Origin of the sequence: Mycobacterium ostraviense, from assembly GCF_002705925.1 — a bacterium.
GTDB lineage: Bacteria > Actinomycetota > Actinomycetes > Mycobacteriales > Mycobacteriaceae > Mycobacterium > Mycobacterium ostraviense.
The window spans coordinates 360,714-379,352 of record NZ_NKRE01000001.1 but is presented as its reverse complement, the minus strand read 5'-3'; the positions used below and the strand labels follow the sequence as shown (position 1 = coordinate 379,352).

General features: G+C 63.8%; 9 protein-coding genes. 4 read left to right on the top strand and 5 right to left on the bottom strand.

Annotated elements, in window-relative coordinates; all coding sequences use genetic code 11:
• The first annotated feature begins 54 nt into the window (after nucleotides 1-54).
• The 3 genes from rfbH to CDN38_RS01525 are packed head-to-tail and all read left to right on the top strand — an operon-like array spanning nucleotide 55 to nucleotide 3,004.
• Nucleotides 55-1,488 carry a lipopolysaccharide biosynthesis protein RfbH gene (gene rfbH / locus CDN38_RS01535; protein WP_233027082.1) on the top strand — a complete coding sequence of 478 codons (1,434 nt, stop codon included), beginning with the start codon at nucleotides 55-57 and terminating at the stop codon, nucleotides 1,486-1,488.
• A 2-nt stretch (nucleotides 1,489-1,490) separates the two neighbouring features.
• Complete coding sequence (rfbG, locus tag CDN38_RS01530; protein WP_036409442.1) at nucleotides 1,491-2,507, top strand: CDP-glucose 4,6-dehydratase; 1,017 nt, start codon at nucleotides 1,491-1,493, stop codon at nucleotides 2,505-2,507.
• Entirely contained in the window at nucleotides 2,504-3,004 is a 501-nt protein-coding gene (locus CDN38_RS01525; RefSeq protein ID WP_036409440.1) for a GtrA family protein, read from the top strand. Before rfbG ends, CDN38_RS01525 begins: the two co-directional genes overlap by 4 nt.
• 230 nt (nucleotides 3,005-3,234) lie before the next feature.
• On the opposite strand, the gene CDN38_RS01520 is transcribed toward CDN38_RS01525, so the two are convergent.
• Nucleotides 3,235-3,603: a hypothetical protein gene (locus tag CDN38_RS01520; RefSeq protein ID WP_075509713.1), complete on the bottom strand. Its 369-nt coding sequence runs from the start codon at nucleotides 3,601-3,603 to the stop codon at nucleotides 3,235-3,237.
• A gap of 56 nt (nucleotides 3,604-3,659) precedes the next feature.
• Nucleotides 3,660-10,013: a sulfolipid-1 biosynthesis phthioceranic/hydroxyphthioceranic acid synthase gene (gene pks2 / locus CDN38_RS01515; protein WP_082277010.1), complete on the bottom strand. Its 6,354-nt coding sequence runs from the start codon at nucleotides 10,011-10,013 to the stop codon at nucleotides 3,660-3,662.
• 441 nt (nucleotides 10,014-10,454) lie between these two features.
• On the opposite strand from pks2, the gene CDN38_RS01510 reads away from it, so the two are divergent.
• Entirely contained in the window at nucleotides 10,455-12,206 is a 1,752-nt protein-coding gene (locus tag CDN38_RS01510) for an AMP-binding protein (protein ID WP_075509712.1), read from the top strand.
• An 850-nt stretch (nucleotides 12,207-13,056) separates the two neighbouring features.
• Here CDN38_RS01510 and CDN38_RS01505 read toward each other — a convergent pair.
• The 3 genes from CDN38_RS01505 to CDN38_RS01495 form a co-directional block, all read right to left on the bottom strand.
• Nucleotides 13,057-16,611 carry an MMPL/RND family transporter gene (locus CDN38_RS01505; RefSeq protein WP_082277009.1) on the bottom strand — a complete coding sequence of 1,185 codons (3,555 nt, stop codon included), beginning with the start codon at nucleotides 16,609-16,611 and terminating at the stop codon, nucleotides 13,057-13,059.
• Nucleotides 16,611-16,802, bottom strand: coding sequence for a hypothetical protein (locus CDN38_RS01500; RefSeq protein WP_142361230.1), 192 nt, complete (start codon nucleotides 16,800-16,802; stop codon nucleotides 16,611-16,613). The genes CDN38_RS01505 and CDN38_RS01500 overlap by 1 nt, the downstream gene beginning before the upstream one ends.
• Nucleotides 16,803-17,124: 322 nt before the next feature.
• Nucleotides 17,125-18,591 carry a condensation domain-containing protein gene (locus CDN38_RS01495; protein WP_244307460.1) on the bottom strand — a complete coding sequence of 489 codons (1,467 nt, stop codon included), beginning with the start codon at nucleotides 18,589-18,591 and terminating at the stop codon, nucleotides 17,125-17,127.
• Between the last annotated feature and the right edge of the window lie 48 nt (nucleotides 18,592-18,639).

Here is an 18,639-nt window from a genome sequence, read left to right as displayed (position 1 = left end):
TCGTCCCCCCGCGCGGTTTTGCTGACGCGGCGTCGCGTAGGTGACACACTATCAATGCAGTGGCACGCCCGTGGGGTTTTCGGCCGCAATATCTGGATTCACACGTCAGTAGGAGATCTGATTTCAACGTTCGATGCAGATGGTTCCGAGGAAGACGGGCTCGAGGCGGATCGTGAGGACATACTTGCGGCGGTTCGAGGCTATGCCAAGCGGAAGCTGGCGACATCCGAGTTTGTCCCGGGCACAACGCCGGTTCCCGTCTCGGGCAAGGTCCTTGACCCGGAAGACTTCGCCGCACTGGTCGACGCGTCCCTCGACGGTTGGTTGACTGCGGGCCGGTTCCATCCGTTGTTCGAGCGCGCCCTGTCCCGTTATGTGGGTGCCCGCGGTGCGGTCTTCGTCAACAGTGGCTCGAGCGCCAACCTGTGCGGCCTCAGTGCCCTGACTAGTCCAAGGCTGGGCAGGTCTAAAAAGAGACTTGGAAAACGTCCGCTGGAGCCCGGTGACGAGGTGCTGACTGTGGCATGCGGGTTTCCCACCACCGTCAATCCGATCATCCAGAACGGACTGCGGCCCGTCGTCGTCGACATCGAGCTGGGCACGTACGACGCTATCCCGGAGAGGCTGCGGGAAGCTGTCGGGCCCAAGACGCGGGCGATCATGATGGCGCACACCCTGGGCAATCCGTTCGACTTGGACACGGTGCAGGAATTGTGCGACGAGCATGGACTGTGGTTGGTCGAGGACTCGTGCGACGCCTTGGGCTCTACCTATGACGGCAAACGCACTGGGAGTTTTGGCGACACCGCAACCGTGAGTTTCTATCCCGCGCACCACATTACGACCGGCGAGGGCGGTGCGGTGTTCGTCAAGTCGGCACTAATCCGTAAACAGGTCGAGTCCTTCCGCGACTGGGGGCGGGACTGCTATTGCGCTCCGGGGAACGACAACACGTGCCAAAAGCGTTTTGAGTGGCAACTCGGCGGCCTGCCCAAGGGCTATGACCACAAGTACATCTACAGCCACATCGGATACAACTTGAAAGCCACCGACATGCAGGCCGCACTTGGACTTTCACAGTTGGCTAAGCTCGACGGATTCGTTCAGGCGCGTAAGGACAACTTCGACCACCTGACCGCGCGGTTGTCCCGAGTCGATGGGCTAATCCTGCCAGTCGCCACACCAAAATCGGAGCCGTCGTGGTTCGGTTTCCCGATCACACTCGACCCCGCGCACCCCGTGGAACGCAGCAAGTTCATGCGGTTCCTCGACCAGCGCAAAATCGGCTTTCGTCAGCTGTTCGCCGGCAATCTCATCAAGCAGCCGGCCTACCGCAACGTTGACTTCCGGATCGTGGGAGACCTGACCAACACCGATATCGTGATGAACCGTACATTTTGGGTGGGCACCTACCCGGGGCTGACCATTCCGATGCTCGACTTCGTGGCAGACTCGATCGGCGAGTACATGGCCGAAGCCGCGCGATAGCCGTGCACTACTTGGTCACTGGCCATACCGGGTTCAAGGGAGCTTGGCTGGCGTTGCTTCTGCTCAGCCGAGGCCATCAGGTTTCCGGTCTGGCGCTCGACCCGCAGCAGGGCAGCTTGTTCCAGCGGGCGGGGCTCGCCGACCACCTTGTCTCCGATCTGCGGGTAGACATCCGCGACGCCACGGCTACCACGGCAGCGATTCAAGCGGTTGCCCCCGACGTTGTGCTGCACATGGCCGCCCAGTCGTTAGTGCGTGAGTCGTATCGCAACCCGCGCTACACCTACGAGACCAACGTCTTTGGCACGCTCAACGTTCTGGAGGCCGTCGGGGCCACCCAATCGGTGCGTGCGCACGTCGTGATCACGACTGACAAGGTCTACCGCAACGTCAACCAAGAAGCCGGCTATGTCGAAACCGATCCCCTAGGGGGAGACGACCCGTATGCCGCATCCAAAGCGATGGCCGATCTGCTGGCACAGTCCTGGATTCGCAGTTTCGGCGGTTGCCCCACGGCCATTGCCCGTGCCGGCAATGTCATCGGTGGCGGCGACATCAGTCGTGATCGGCTGCTTCCGGACCTGGTGAACGCCTATGCGAATGGTAAGGCTCCCCAGCTGAGGTTCCCGCGCGCGGTGCGGCCGTGGCAACACGTACTTGATTGCCTCAATGGGTACCTGACCCTCGGCGACGCGCTGCTGGCCGGCTCTGGTCTGGGGCAATGGAACTTTGGTCCGGGCCATGACAGCTATATCGAGGTAGGCCAGGTTGCGACGTTGGCGGCCGAACTGTGGGGCTGCGGCGCGCATTGGGAACTGGATAGGGGGAACCATCCACACGAAGCAAACCTGCTTGCACTCGACGCCGCCAAGGCGCAAGCAGAACTGGGCTGGCGGAATCGGTTGGGATTTCGCGACGCGGTCGCATGGACGATCGACTGGGAGCGGCGCGTGTATTCGGGTGCTGACGCGCTGGAGCTGACCCGCGAGCAGATCGCCACATTCGAAAGCCTCCAATGACTGAGTTCGATCTGCCACCCGAATCCGCGCCGCCGGGGCCGCTAATTCGACTCTTCCGGGACCAGCGCGTGGCATTTCTTGTGGTCGGGGGCATCAACACGGTGATTGGCTTCGCAATTTTCATCGCCTGCTCAGTGATTGTGGGCCAGTTCATCGACCACCGATATGGCAAAGTCTTGGGGTCGATGGTGACGGTCGTCCTCACGCACGTGCTGGCCCTGCTGTCTGCCTTCGTAATGCATAGGCGGTTCGTATTCCGCGTTCGCGGCCATGTGCTGCGCGACCTAATGCGGTTCTGGAGTGTCTATCTGACCGCAGGGGCCATCAATCTTCTCGCCTTGCCCCTCCTGGTCAAGCTGGGCATGAACCGCATCCCAGCTCAGGCATTAATTATTGCGACCCTTACGGTGCTGAGCTACTTTGGCCACCGGCACTTTTCGTTTCGGCGCGGTCCCGCCGAGTCTCAGGATGGGACCTCAAATATCGGGCGAACTTAGAGCGCGTACCACCACGGCATCGGTGACGGGGATGATAAACCCAGGACGGTTACCCTCAACTCCACCATCCGCAGTGGGCCCGGCCCTATCCCTCACGGGCCAACGACATGCCCGACGCGGGCACTATTGATGGGGCAATGCGGCGCCGCCGAGGTACCAGCTGGCGTTGTCAATGCTGCTGCCGGCGCTATCGAGGCCGCTGTGACCTACGCGCTCGCGCAAGCTGGCCATCACGCAGCCGGCGACGCCACACAGGCGTACTGCAGAAAGACCCCGTCGGCGAAGTGCCCGCCGCTCAACACGATGAACAACGCCCCAAAAGGCCCCAAGAACGGGTTGATGCCCTTGATCCGCTGCATGGAATAGCCCGCGTCCTCGAACATCCGCACGATGCTGCTGCGTGTGAAGAAGCGCAAGTGGGTGCGGTCGAAGATGCCAATGTCCTCCCCCCGGCTTTTCTTGACCGCGGCGCTGAACACACCTGCGCCGCAGCCAAGTTCGAGCACGCGCCGCGCATTGCCCGGGATAAACCGCAACATCTCCGGCCGCTTGTGGCCGTAATAGTGCCTGACGCTTGCCGGTTCCGGCAGGATACGCATAGCTTATCCGTCTCGCACCGCGAGCCGCGCTGAGCGGCAACCGTTCCCAGCGGCCATCAGGAGGACGTGGTGGCTTCTTCCGGGGCCAACTGAGTAAACAGGTGGTCGGCCAAACCCCGCACCGTGGTGATGTCGGTGGAGCTGATCCGTATCCCCGTTTCGGACTGGACACGGGTGCGCAGCTCCAGGTTGCCCAGCGAGTCCAGTCCGTACTCGGAGAGTTGACGGTCCGGATCGATGGTGCGCCGCAGGATCAGGCTGACCTGCTCGGAGACCAGACGCCGCAGCAGGCCCGGCCATTCGTCCACCGGCACCGAAGCCAGCTCGTTGCGGAATTTGCTTGAACCCGAACGTCCTTGCTCCGATGCCTTGAACGCCTCGGCGAACTTGCTCCGCTCCGCGAAAGCGGCCAGCCACGGCACTCCGACGGTCGGGGAGTAGCCGGTGTAGGCGCGGTCGTGGCGGAGCATCGCCTCGAACGCGTAGGCGCCTTCCTCCGGAGCGATCGCGGCGTCGGTGCTCTCCGCCAGCGCGATGGCGCGCCCGATCTCGGCCCAGGCACCCCAGGCGATCGAGGTGGCCGGCAGACCTTGCAACTGTCGCCAATGGGTGAAGGCATCCAACCAGCTGTTGGCCGCGGCATAGGCGCCCTGGCCCGGCGAGCCCAGCATCGCCGCCGCCGACGAGAACGAGCAGAACCAGTCCAGCGGCTGACCGACGGTGGCCTGGTGCAGATGCCAGGCGCCGTACACCTTGGGCGCCCAGTCCCGGTCGAGCAACTCGTCGCTGATGTTGGTCAGGGTGGCGTCCTCGACCACGGCAGCCGCGTGGAGCACACCGCGTAACGGCAGTCCGGTGGCCGTGGCGTTGGCCACCAGCCGCTCCGCGGTGCCGGCCTGGGCGATATCGGCGCACTCCACCACGACATCGGATCCGATCGAACGGATGAGTTCGATTGTCTCCAAAGCCTTTTGGCTGGGGGCGGACCGGGAGCTAAGTACGATTCGCCCGGCGCCGGCGGTGGCCATCTTCTCGGCCAGGAAGAGCCCCAGGCCACCCAGGCCACCGGTGATGATGTAGGAGCCGTCGCCGCGGAAGACGGGCACCTGCTGCGGCGGCAACACCACGCTCCTGCTCCCGGCACGCGGGATATCGAGGATGAGCTTGCCGGTGTGGTCGGCGGCACCCATCACCCGGATCGCGGTGGCAGCATCAGCCAACGGGTAATGGGTGCTCTCCGGCATCGGCAGCGTGCCGTCGGCGGTCAGCCGGTACACCGTGCTCAACAGCTCGCGGATGTACTGCGGATGAGTGAGCGACATCATCCCCAGATCGACGCCGTAGAAGGACAGGTTGCGCCGGAACGGGAAGAGGCCCATCTTGGTGTCGCCGTAGATGTCACGCTTGCCGATCTCGACGAAACGCCCACCCCACGAAAGCAATTCCAGCCCGGCTCGCTGCGCCGCGCCGGTCAGTGAGTTGAGCACGATGTCGACGCCGTAGCCGTCGGTGTCGCGGCGGATCTGCTCGGCGAAGTCGATGCTGCGCGAGTCGTAGACGTGGTCAATCCCCATGTCGCGCAACAATTGCCGGCGTTTCGGACTGCCCGCGGTCGCGTAGATCTCGGCTCCCGCCGCGCGGGCGATCGCCATCGCGGCCTGGCCGACGCCGCCGGTTCCGGAGTGGATGAGCACCTTGTCACCGGCTTTGATCCGGGCCAGGTCGTGCAGCCCGTACCAGGCGGTGGCGTGCGCGGTGGTCACGGCCGCTGCCTGGGCGTCGGTCAGGCCCTGCGGGATCGGTGTCGCCAGGTTCGCGTCGCAGGTGACAAACGTCGCCCAGCAGCCGTGGGGTGACATGCCGCCGACGTGATCACCGACCTGGTGCGTCGTGACGTCGGGCCCGACGGCAGTGACCACGCCCGCGAAATCGGTACCCAGCTCCGGCATCCGACCGTCCGGAGAGTTGTAGCGACCGAATGTGACCAGCACATCGGCGAAGTTGATGCTGGACGCGGTGACGGCGACTTCAATCTCGCCGCGCCCCGGCGTAACCCGGTCGAAGGCGACGAATTCCATGGTCTGCAGATCGCCCGGGGTACGGATCTGCAGGCGCATGCCGGCGGATTCGTGGTTCACCACAGTCGTCTTGCGCTCTTCGGGACGCAACGGCGCGGGCGATAAACGTGCGGTGTGCCACTCGTCGTTGCGCCAGGCCGTCTCGTCTTCTTCCGAGCCGGACAGCAGTTGGCGCGCGATGTGCTCGGTCTGGGTGTGCTCGTCGATATCGATGTGGGTGGTGTGCAGGTGTGGATGCTCGGCACCGATTACCCGCAACAGGCCTCGCAGCCCGGCCTGCTCGAGGTTGGGGCTGTCTCCGGCCAGCACGGTCTGCGCGTTACGGGTTACCACATACAAGCGAGGTGCCTCGCCCATGATTTCCGGTAGCTCGCGCGTGATGCGCACCAGGTGCCGGACCCACTCGACGCCGCGGACTGCGCTCTTCTCGTCGCGGCCGCCGTTGTCCGGCACGGTCAGGATGACCACATTGTGAAAACCGCCGGCATTGAGCTGGTTTCGCAGCCGTTCGGCGCTGGCGACGTGGTCGGTGTGTTCCGGCCAGCTCACCGTTGCGCACTGTGCGCCGTGCGACTTCAACGTGTCGGTCAACTCGGTCGCCAAGAGGTCCGCGACGTCGGTGGTGCTGATCAGCAGCCACGTTCCGGCGTCGGCGAGGTCCAGCTCGGGCAGCTCACGTTGTTGCCATTCGATGGTCAGCAGCCGCTCGCCGAGTACGCGATCCCGGTTGCCTTGCTCGGAAACCCCTGTGCCGAGCCGTAACCCACGCACGGCCACCAGGACGGTCCCGTGCTCGTCGAGCACGTCGAGGTCCGCGTCGACCCCGGCGGCGTCGACGTTTGTCACCCGCGCATAGCAGTAGTGGGCATTGCGAGTGGAGGCGTAGGCACGGATCCGGCCTACACCCAATGGCAGCATCAGACCGCCGTTGCCCGCGACCTGGACGTCGGGGTGAGCGCCGACGGCCTGGAAACAGGCATCCAACAGGGCGGGGTGGATCGCATAAGCCCGCTGCTGGGATCGCATCGCGCCGGGCAGCGAGACCTCGGCCAGCACCGTGCTGACGGCCCCGTCCGCAATGTGCGCCGCGCCCAGTCCGGTGAAGGCCGGACCATATTGCACACCGTGCTCGTCGAACCGTTCCCGTAGTTCGGACCCCTCCTCGGTGCGCAGGTGGCCGGCCACCAAGCCGGGGACGTCGTAGGCGGGCGGCTGGTCCTCGTCTTCGGCGACGTGCAGCACCGCCGCGCCGCGCCGAATGGACCCGCCCTCCTGGAAGGTCTCCACCACGAAGTCGACGACACCGGGCGATTTCACCGATCCGACCACCGACAACGGGGTTTCCTCGTCCAGCAGCAGCATCTGCTCGAAGCGCATGTCGCGGACTTCGGACGCCTCGCCGAGGATGGTGCGGGCAGCCGCCAGCGCCATCTCACAATATGCAGCCCCCGGAAGTGCAGGGGCACTGTGGATTTGGTGATCAGCCAACCAGGCCAGCGCCTCGGTGCCGACGTCGGTCTGCCACACGTGCCGCTCCGGCTCCTCGGGCAGCCGCACATGCGCGCCCAGCAGCGGGTGCACGACCACCGACGAGCCGCCTTGTCCCTGGTGGTCGTGACCGGCGCGGTTCAACAACAAAGATCGGTGCGTCCACATCGGCAGCGGCGCTTCCACCAGCCGCCCGGCCGGATAGAAAACGGAGAAGTCCACCGCGGCGCCCGCGCTGTGCAGATCCGCCAGCAGGGGGCGCAGCCCGTGTGGCAGCGGCTGCTCGCGCCGCATGCCGGCCAATGCAGCAACCGGTATGTCGAGGCTCTCGGCCGTCTTTTCGACGGCACGGATCAGCAGGGGGTGCGGCGCCAGCTCGGTGAAGACCCGGTAGCCGTCCTCGAGCGCCGCCTGCACCGCCGCGCCGAAGCGCACCGTGTGGCGCAGGTTGTCGACCCAGTAGTTGGCATCGCAGTACGGCTCCTCGCGCGGGTCGAACAGCGTCGCGGAATAGTAGGGGACCTCCGGTGTCAGCGGCTCGAGGTCGGCCAGGATCTCGTACAGGTCGTCGAGGATCGGGTCGACCTGCGGGGAGTGCGATGCGACGTCGACGGCCACCTCACGGGCCATCACCTCGCGCTGCTCCCATGCCGCGACGAGCTCGCGAACGGCCTCGGTGGCGCCGCCGATCACCGTGGACTGCGGCGAAGCCACGACCGCGACCACGACGTCGTTGACGCCGCGGGCCATCAGTTCCGAAAGCACTTGCTGGGCAGGCAGTTCCACCGATGCCATGGCTCCGGAACCGGAGATGCGGGTCATCAGCCGGGAACGGCGGCAGATGACCTTCGCCCCGTCTTGCAGTGACAGCGCGCCCGCCGCGACGGCCGCCGCCGATTCTCCGAGGGAGTGCCCGATGACCGCGCCGGGGCGAACCCCGTAGGACTTCATGGTGGCGGCCAGCGCCACCTGCATGGCGAACAGGGTCGGCTGCACACGGTCGATCCCGGTCACGGTGTCCGGTGCGGTCATCGCTTCGGTCACCGAGAATCCGGACTCCTGCGCGATCAACGGCTCCAGCTCCGCGATGGTCGCGGCAAATACCGGTTCGTTGGCGAGCAGGTCGGCGCCCATCGCCGCCCACTGCGAGCCTTGGCCGGAGAACACCCATACCGGGCCTCGGTCGTCCTGCCCGACGGCGGCTTGGTAGGGGGTCTCGTCGTCGGCAATCTCGCGCAAGGCCGCGGACAGTTCCGCCGCGCTGCGGGCCAGCACGGACGTCCGGACGGGTCGATGACTGCGCCGACGGGCCAGGGTGTAGGCCAGATCCGACGCCGACCATTCCGGGGCCAGCGCATCGACCCAGTCCGCGAGCCGTCCGGCGGTCTGCCGCAATGCGTCGGCTGACGTCGCCGACAGCGGGAAGATCAGCTCGCCTTGAGCCGGGGTGGTCGGCACGTCGTCCTGAGCGGTGACTTCGGGTGCCTGCTCGACGATGGCGTGCACGTTCGTCCCGGATATTCCGTACGACGACACCGCCGCCCGTCGTACCTGCTCACCGTTCGTTGGCCACGGTGTGATCTCCTGCGGCACAAAGAGTTTGGTGCCGATTCGGGCCATATCGTCCGGCAGGCTGGTGAAGTGCAGGTTCCGCGGAATCACCCCGTGCTGCAGGGCGAGAATTGCCTTCATCAGCCCGAGTGCCCCGGCGGCCGCTTGGGTGTGTCCGAAATTGGGCTTTGCCGATGTCAGCGCGCAGGGCCGGTCGATGCCGTACACCTCGGCCAGACTCTCGTATTCGATGGGGTCACCCACCGGGGTACCGGTGCCGTGCGCCTCGACCAACCCGACGCTGTGCGGGTCCACTCCGGCCGCGGCCAGCGCCGCGCGATACACCATGGATTGGGCTTGCACCGACGGCGTCGCGATGCTCACCGTGTGGCCGTCCTGATTGGCGGCCGTTCCGCGCACCACGGCTAGGACCCGATCGCCGTCGCGCAGTGCGTCCGGCAACCGCTTGAGCAACAGCACCACCGAGCCCTCGCCGGAGACGAACCCGTCCGCCGCGGCGTCGAATGCGTGGCAATGTCCGGTGGGCGACAACATATTCTGCGCCGACGCCGAGGCGAACCTGCGCGGTTCCATCATCACGTAGACGCCTGCCGCGAAGGCCAGATCGCTTTCGCCGTCGCAGAGGCTGCGGCAGGCCAGGTGGGTTGCGTACAAGCTGGACGAGCACGCGGTGTCCACCGTGACTGCGGGCCCGTGCAGCCGTAGAGCGTAGGAAATCCGCCCGGACGCGAAGCAGGAATTGGTCCCGGTGTTGCCGTAAGGCCCGTCGAAGGCCTCCGCGTCAATGTGCACGAACTGATAGTCGCCGTGATTGAGGCCGACGAAGACGCCGGTCAGCGACTCGGCCATCTTTTCCGGTGTCAGACCGGCGTGTTCCATGGCCTCCCAGGCGGTTTCCAGAAGCAAGCGGTGTTGCGGGTCGATCGCCGTCGCTTCTTTTTCGGTGATCCCGAAGAACTCGGGATCGAAGTCCCCGACGTTGTCCAGGAAGGAACCCCATTTGCAGACGGTCCGGCCGGGCACGCCCGGCTCGGGGTCGTAGTACTCGTCGGCGTCCCAGCGGTCGGCGGGAACCTCGGTGACCGTGTCGTCTCCCCGTAACAACGCCTCCCACAGCGTTGTCGGAGAGTCGATTCCGCCGGGAAGCCGACATGCCATCCCGATCACAGCCACCGGGGTCACACCTGGTTCGTTCACCGCCGTCACCTCTTCTTCCCCCTGTCTTAAGGAGACTTCGTCGAATGTCGATCCGGGATGTCGATGCCGGCGCATCGCGCGCCGCGCCATGATCCCCCTGATCGCACCCGACCCAACTAGTCAGGTGAAAAGCAGCGTAGCCCCTCAGCTTCACCAATGTGTGAAAACTGTGCGTACGTACAAAAAAATCTGTCGAATAAGGCCGAAAGAGCAGGTCGACGGCTTAAGGGTGTCGCCGGATGTCCGCAAAAAGCGGTATGCGGGCGCTTTGCTCGGCTCGCCGCTAGCGCCACCCGGTTGACGACTATATATGCGCCCAACCGTATGCCGCCGTGGGCCGCCGACGTGTTGCATGCAAACCGAGAGCCACCGAGGTGGCAGAAGTTATGACCTGAGCGCGACCACCCAGAGCCGGTGGGACCCGTCCGGCCGGCCCGGCGGCGGATAATCCGCGTGTTACCCCTGTGACGAGCAGATTCGGCACCAGCCAAGCGCATCCGAGGTAGTGTGAGGCCCGTGGTTGAGTCTTCGATTCCCGCTGTGCTGCGCGAGCGTGCGAGCTTGCAGCCCAACGACACAGCGATGACATTTATTGATTACGAGCAGGATTGGGAAGGTGTCCCGGAGACGCTGACGTGGGCGCAGCTGCATCGGCGCATGCTCAACGTCGGTCAGCGCCTCAGGCAATGCGGATCGCCTGGCGATCGGGCAGTGATACTTGCGCCGCAGACCCTTGACTACATCGCCGGTTTCCTCGGGGCGCTTGAGGCCGGGCTGACCGCCGTTCCGCTTTCGGTTCCCTATTCCGGCGTTCATGACGAGCGCACCACTTCCGTGCTGGCTGATACGTCACCCTCGGTCATCCTGACGACTTCCTCGGTGAGCGACCATGTCGCCGGGTACGCGAAGCCGCAACCCGGACAATCTGCACCCGCAGTTGTCGAAATCGATCTGCTGGACCTGGACTCTCGGCCGACTTCGTCGGTCCGGCCGGGCTCTCGTAGCGCAGAGATGCCGGATGCGTTGTATTTGCAGTACACCTCCGGGTCCACCCGCACGCCGGCCGGGGTGGTGGTCTCGAATAAGAATTTGTTCGTCAATTTCGGACAGATCATGGACGGCTACTACGGGAAGTACGGGAAGGTTCCCCCGCCCGGCAGTGGTGTGGTGTCCTGGCTGCCGTTTTATCACGATATGGGTTTCTTTGTTGGAATTATCATTCCCATTCTTGCTGGCATTCCCGTGGTCCTGACGAGTCCGGCGGGGTTTTTGCAGAGACCGGCTCGGTGGATGCAGTTGATGGCGACTAGTGGCCGGGTGTTCACGGCAGCGCCAAATTTTGCTTTCGACCTGGTAGCGCGCAAGACGTCCGACGACGATATGAACGGTTTCGATCTCGGGGAGGTGCTGCATGTCCTCAGTGGCAGTGAGCGGGTGCAGCCCGTCACCGTGAAGCGCTTCACCGACCGGTTCGCCAAATTCAACCTTGATCCCGCGGCGGTCCGGCCGTCATATGGGATGGCCGAGGCAACGGTCTATATCGCGACTCGTGAACCGGGCGAACCGCCGAAAGTCGTGTATTTCGATTCCGCGAAACTGCCCGCGGGTGAGGCGGAGCGGTGCGCACCTGGAACAGGTACCGGGTTGGTGAGCTATGGCAACCCGCGGCAAATGACGGTGCGAATCGTCGACCCCGACACCGGCGTCGAGTGCCCGGAGGGAGCGGTCGGTGAGATCTGGCTGCACGGACCCAACGTGGGCGCCGGCTACTGGCAGAAGCCGGTCGAGTCCGAGCGCACCTTCCAAGCGCGCATTGTCAACCCTTCGGCCGGCACCCCGGAAGGTTCCTGGCTCAGAACTGGTGATTCCGGCTTCTATTTCGACGGAGAGTTGTTCATCATCGGCCGTATCAAAGACCTCTTGATCGTGTACGGCCGCAACCACTCTCCAGACGACATCGAGGCGACCATCCAGGAGGTCACTCCGGGTCGATGCGCGGCAATAGCGGTTCCCGACCGTGGCGCTGAGAAGCTGGTCGCAATCATCGAGCTCAAGAAACGTCCCGGCACGGACGAGGATTTGGCTGATACGTTGCAGGTCGTCAAACGTGAAGTGACGTCGGCAATTTCGAAGTCGCACGGCCTGAGCGTGGCGGATCTGGTTCTGGTATCGCCCGGCTCGATTCCGATAACCACAAGCGGCAAGATCAGACGAGCGCAATGTGTCGAGTTGTATCGGCACGACGAGTTCACCCGCCTTGACGCTTAAAGTCTTTCGCGCTTGCTAGTTTGTGTCAGACGTTCGCTGAGATCGACGGCAGCGCGACGTTCCGGCGGCGAGAGTGAATCTCACGACGCCTCCTCGGCGTGTCGGGTCGTATGGTTCGCACTCGGCGCCGTCGTAAGTTAGCCTGACGCCCACTCGAATTTTGGTGCGCTGGAGTTCGATCTCGGCGTTGCCCGAGCGATCAATAAGGTCAGTGTGGGCCGACATGGCTGGCTGGCCTCGCGCCAGCATTTCAATCCGCCGAGCCTTGAAGGCTTCGGGTGAGCAGTGATTCAGATAGAACCCGATCGCGGTTGTCATACCCGACTTGTATCAGGCTAGTGCGCAGTTTGTGGATTGTGGCGATGGCTTTGGCGAGGTCGCCGATTTGGGTAGGCCGGGGATGAGTGCGACGCAGGGTGCGCACGAATCCGCCGTGCATGGCTCGGATACGTGCATCCGGTGGTGGGCGTAAGGCGCTGCCCGACTGACCAATAGGCGATCGCCAAGTGCGATAGCGCCGGTGCTAGCGCACTTGGGAATCGCCTTATGGCCAGCTCACGGTACTGACGTGGCTCATGTGACTACTGATACCGTCGAGCACACATCCGGACCTGTCTCCCGGCCAGCCGGCACGTCACTACCCGCGCGCTGCGCGCCGCCGGCGCGCTCTGGAATTGGCGCCTAGACTAGTGCGCAAATCCGCACCAGCTGCGAACCGAGCCCGAAGCCAGTCGCTCGCCGAGCCCGACGGCAACGTGACGTCCACCGAGCCTTGAAGGCTTCGGGTGAGCAGTGTTTCAGATAGAACCCATCGCGGTTCTCGTACCGACGGCGGACAACGAGCAGGGCGTTAGGTGATCGCTGACTTATCGGGGAGGGCGCTTCCCGTGTCGACGGGTTGCTTGCCGTTGCCGTTGGTGGACCCGTGGCCGTTGCCGTTGGTGGACCCGTGGCCGTTGCCGTTGGTGTGGCCGTTGCCATTGGTGTGGCCGTTGCCGTTGGTGAGCCCGTGGCCGTTGCCGTTGGTGTGGCCAGTGCCATTAGTCATCAGGGCCGGTAGATCGATGGGGCCGAACAGCGGCAGGGAGTGTTGGATGCGATCGCCGTCGCCATCGGCGACGTCTGATTCGTGCCCATTCGATGTGGCCGTCTTGGCCCGCAGCACGACGGAACCGAATAGCGGAAGAGCGTGCTCGCCGAGATCGGCGAACGGGTCCTTGCCATTGCTCGTGATGGGGAAATCCAACTTCCGCAGCGGCACGTCTTTGCCGGGACGGCGGCGTACGACTTTGGGCGTATCGCCAGCTGGAACGGCACGAACCTTCGACGGTGGGCGCGTCGCGCCGCCGGTCTTGCGGGCGGGGACGGCCTTTGCCCGTGCTGGCTGAGCTTGGCCCCGCGTCTTTTTGCGACGGCTCGCCTGCTGCTTCTTACTGGACGCAGCGAGCTTCGACGGCCACCAGTTGGCCTGGCCGATCAGTGCAGCCAACGCCGGCACGGTGACGGTGCGAACGATGAAGGTGTCGATCAAGATCCCGGCGCCGATAATAAAGCCGGCTTCCACCATGGTGCTGATGGTGGCGGCCAGCAGGCCGAACATTGAAGCGGCGAAAATGAGGCCGGCGGATGTGATCACGCCGCCCGTCGAACCGACCGTGCGAATAACACCGACCCGCACGCCGTGGGGTGATTCGTCACGGATACGCGAGATCAACAGCATGTTGTAGTCAGCGCCAACCGCAACCAACAGAATGAATGACAGCCCGGGCAGGCTCCAATGCAATTCTTTGCCGAGTATCAGCTGGAAAACGATGACACCGAGGCCCAGGGCTGCAAAAAAGGAAACCAGGACCGAACCGATGAGGTAGAGGGGCGCAATAACTGCTCGTAGCAGCATCACCAGGATCAAAAAGACTATAACGATCGTGGCCAACACGATGAAATTGATGTCGCTGTTGTAATAGTCCCGAGTATCCGCCAGCCCGCTCGGAATGCCTGCCAGCGATATCGTCGCGTCCGATAACTCGGTATTCGGTTGCGAGGACCGCGCTGCCGACAGGATCGTATTCACCTGGTCCATGGCTTGGGTGGTGAACGGATTGAGCGAGCTTTGGATGAGGTACCGTGCCGCGTGCCCGTCGCTGGATATGAAAATCTGCGCGGCCTTCTTGAACTCGTCGGCGGCCAGCACCTGCGGCGGGACATTGAAGCCGGCCATGGACGGTCGTTCGGCGTCGTGCTTGAGGCCCAGCAGGAAGGACGATGCCTCGTCGAGCCCGGTGCCCATCTTCTTGGTCTGGTCGACCAGTGCTGCAACGCCGTCGGCTACCGCACGGCTGCCTTGTGCGAGGGCGTCGGCGCCCTGCTGCATCTGATTGAGCCGGTTCTGCAGTCCATCGATAGACCGCAACGTACTGACCGCTTGGTTCAGGTTTTGCTGCAGCTTGTCGATCGTCTGGCTGACGGTCTGCACCTCTTTCGTTTGCTGCAGGCTGCGAGCCAGATCCGTGATGCTGTTGAGGGTTCCGCTGGTCTGTGCTTGGACCAGCGCCTGCAACTGGCTCCGCGAGGCTGCACAGGCCGGGTCGGCATTGCAGGTCGGACTGGAGTTCAGCGCCTTCAGCAGCGGACCGGCCCAGGCGACGGTATTCGCCACATCGACCATGTTTGCGCTAAGGGCGTCGCCGAGCGCCCGCATCCGGCCGACCAGCTTGGCCGTCCTGTCGAGGTCGTTGAGCGTCTTGTCGCCGCCCATCAATTGCTTCATCGTGGTAAGCACGCTGACCAGCGTGCCGGCGCTGCCGACAGCTTGAGTGACCTGGTCGCGCACCTGAGCCAGGGCACCGGCCAAATCGTTGGAGCCGTTGACCAACCTGTCCAAGTCGCTGCCGTGGTCCCTGATCGCATCCCCGGCCTCGTCGAGTTTGCCGCCGACCTCGCCGGCCTGATACGACACCTTCGTCTGCTGCAGCGGTTCGCCGTTGGGCCGGGTCAACCCGCGTATCGCGGTGATGTCGGGTAATTGGCTGATCCGGTGCGACATCATCTCGAGATCGGCGAGCGCGCTCGGATTCCGCAGGTCACGCGGTGACTTAATGAAAAGCATCATCGGCGTCATCATGTTCTGCGGGAAATGGCGACTCATGGCCTCGTATCCCGCGACGCTCGTGACGTCGGACGGCAATGCCTTGAGATCGTCGTAGTTGAAGCGCACCAGAAAACTGGACCCGGCCAGGACCGCCAGCACGACGAGACTGGCGACCAAATGGATCTTGGGCCGGCGCACGATGCGTGTTCCCGTGCGCCTCCAGAAGCGATGGGTAAGGTCGCGGCGCGGCTTGATCCAGCCGCGTCGCCCGATCAGCACCAAAATGGCGGGCAGCAGGCTCACCGCAGCCACGAAGCTGACGACGATCGATACGGAAATCGCCGGGCCGACCGTGGAGAAGACCGGCAATTTACAGAAGACCATCACGACGAATGTGACCGCCACGGTCGCCGCCGAGGCGGCGATTACTTTGCCGATCGACATCAACGCTCTCTGGACCGCGAGGTCCGAAGCCAAGCCTTGCCGCACATAGTCGTGGTAACGGCTGATCAGAAAAACGGCATAATCCGTTCCGGCACCGATCATTACCGCGCTCATGAAAATTATGGTCTGCGTTTGCACGTCCAGGCCGATTGTCGCCAGCGCGGACAGGGTGCCTTGCGCGGTCCCCATAGAGATACCGATGGTGGCCAGCGGCACCAACATGGTGACCACGTTTCGGTAGATGATCAGCAGGATGATGAGCACGCTGACCGCGGTGCCGATTTCGATCAGATGTGCGTCTTCCTGACCGATGGCGGTGAGGTCGGACATGGTGACCAGGCCGCCGGCGTAATTGGCGGTCAGCGTCGAACCAGCGACGGTCTGGCTAACGATATCCCGGATTTTTTTGTATCCCGCCAGGGTCGCTGGGTCCTGCGGGTCGGTCGGGAACATCACCGGCAAGTTCCAGGCTTTGTTGTCCTTGCTGGACAACACATCGTGCAAGCCGGGCGTGGTAATGAAGTCCTGAACCGAAAAGTTCGCTTGGTGCAGCCTGTCTACCAGCGTGTGGTAGGTCTCTAAATCGCCGGGACCAAGCTCATTTTCGTCGGTCAGGATCACCAACAACTGCGAGCCTTTGCCGTTGTCGCCAAAGGCCTTGCCCATCTCTTTGCTGGTGACCATCGTCGGGGCGTTATCGGGCAAAGCCTCTCCGCTGGCCTTACCGGCTACCTCCATCAGCGGCGGGAAAGTCACGGCGAGCAGCGCGGCCAGCCCAATCCAGAATGCGATGACCAGCGCCGGAACCCGAACGACCAATTGGCCGAGCCGGTCGAAAATTCCCCCGGGGCGGGCTGCTTCCGAATCGCTCATCAGTCGCGACACCTTTCCACGCCAGATCGGCTCACCGGCCGATAAAGCCCATCAAGCCGATCCGCGTCGTGGCGGTGGTAAGTGAACTCGGTGGCCACCCGTTCGAGCCCCGACAACGCCGGGGAGCGCGCCGCCGACAACTGGTCGGGCGGGTTGACGAAAGCGGCTGGATCGGCAGCGGTTCCATTCACGTCCAGCCACCTCTTTTCGGTGGTGTTCAGGCGCCCGGTCCGCGGGCATCGCACGTCGACTCAGCCCCCCAACATCTCGGTCCGCAACGGCCGGGCATCCTTAATTCTGCTAGTCCACCACACGGTAGCCCGTTGATCTTCGCCCCGTGGAAAAATCGTGCCAACGTACAAAAATTTTTTGTGCGAAGTGCAGGAAGTCGACGGTTTTCGGGTAATCCGGTAGCGCGTCCCGGGTATTGACTTATCAGTCAACAGTGCCTTCACCTGGCGTGCCGGCCGCGCGGCGAGGCCGCGGTCCGGGCGCCGCTCACACCGATGCCCCTCAACCGGGAAACAGGCCGTCGTTTCCGTTGCCGCTGAAGCTGAGTGCGGTTGCACGACGTTGCCGGATCCCGCTGCGGCCCTCGGCGACGCGCAGATACACCGATTTCATGGCGTCCAGGTAGCGTCGCACCGACTCGTGGGCGATCGGACTATCCGGGAAGGATGCCGTCACCGTGGTCTCTTCGTGGAACCGGTTGACCCACATGCACACCCGGGCCGCAATGCGGCCGTCACTGAAGACCCTGGTATTTGCGGTGCGGATATGTGGCGCGAACACGGCGGAAAGCGGCGCTACACCGGCGTCGAGGAACGACAGCATGGGAAAGCACCCTCGCGACAGCGGCGTCGCGAGGCGGGGCGCCAGCTCCAACACGCGTTCGAACGGCACTCTGGCCAGGTGGGCGCGCGAGTCGAAAGCGGCTTGTGCGCCGCGCGCGGTCTCACCGAACGACGCGGCGACCTGCACTGCCAGCGGAAGGTGGCCGATGAACCATCCGCTGGTGACAAATTCCGCGGGCGTGCTTCGGGTGCCGGTGGGTGTGACCGCGTAATAGGTCTCCGCGCCGGCGAGTTCGTATTCGGTGAGGGCGGCGCACGCGAAGACTCCGCCGCTGAACCTGGCGCCGGCCTGGGTGCACGCGGCCTCGAAATCGGCGGTCTGACGGGCATCTAGCAGCTGCACGGAAAGCACCTCGCCCATCGTGACCCGCGACGTCTCGCCGAGTGGCAGTGGGAAGGCGGGGAAGGATCCGTCGTTGTTGTCCAAGAATTCGATCCATTGACGTACCTCCGGCGAGTCCAATGTCAACGCGGAGGTGTATCCGCGCTCGCGCAGGCAGTACTCGGCGTAGCTACCAGCCTTCGGCAACGGAATAGGCTCGCCACCGTCCATCAGCGTGTTGTACATTTCACGGATTTCCAAGAAGAGGGTGCCGAGAAATGTCGCATCGAAATGTATGTGGTCAATGCTGACGCAGACGGTGAAGTGGTCGTCATGTTGGATCACGCCGAACCTGAAGCAATCCCAATCCAGGGGACTAGGTGTACTCAAGAGATATTCCTGCCATTGGCTCGGCGTCATCTCGCCGTGCTCAACCGGTTGCATTTCGATAGCACCGGGATCGGTCATGGTGTGGCGGACTATGTGACGAGCACCGGTGACCGTAAACCTGCTGCGGTAGGTGTCATGGCGACGAAGGTGCGAGTTGATGACGTAGGTCATCGTGCGGATATCGCAGTGACCGAGGATGTCGAAGGCAATGATCAAAAGCCGGGACATGTCAAGGCCCTTGGCCGTTTGTTCAGCGAACCTGCGCAGATGCCGAGCCTGGATGTAGCTCGGCGGCACGGAGCTGATCGGCGCGTCCCGGGCGTTCGCTACAGTTGCCGGCGACGGCTGCCACAGCCAGACAACACCCGGCTCCGGCAGCCAATTCCTGACGTTATCCAGACCGAGATTGCCCACGACAACCAATTGAACTCCTTTGGCTCAACGCCCGGTCCCAGGATATTT